Source organism: Alcanivorax sp. HI0083, assembly GCF_001635175.1.
Map to the genome: position 1 here is coordinate 1 of NZ_LWFX01000657.1, position 430 is coordinate 430.

Sequence of the window (430 nt, forward strand, 5' to 3'; positions counted from 1 at the left end):
TAGCGGTAGAACGGCACGGTGGGGTAGAGGTGATGGACCAGATGGTAGTTCTGATACATGAGCAGTGGTGTCAGTAACCATTCCTGGCCCATGCGCATCAGGGCGGTGGTGTTGGGGTCCTCATCCTGGCGGCCGGTATGTGGATAGTGGGGCAGCACCATGAAGACCAGGCACATGAGGAAGAAGGCGAAATAGGTGGGAATCAGCCATAGCATCAGCATGTAGAACGGCGCCCACAACCACAGGGCGCCAATAATCAAGGCGGCCACCACAATTTCACGGACGATTTCGGACACCTTCACATTGGGGAAAAGCGCCGGATTGCGCAGGAAGGTGTACAGATAAAAGTAAGGCCAGAGACCCCATAACGGCATGGTCCACAGGCTGCTGGCCATCCAGTGGTCCGGGTCGTTTTCTTCGTTGGCAAAGC

At 56.0% G+C, this 430-nt stretch carries 1 protein-coding gene; it reads right to left on the reverse strand.

The features are described from left to right. The coding region (locus tag A3754_RS06520) for a fatty acid desaturase (protein WP_197468521.1) at window positions 1–430 on the reverse strand (430 nt) is incomplete at both ends.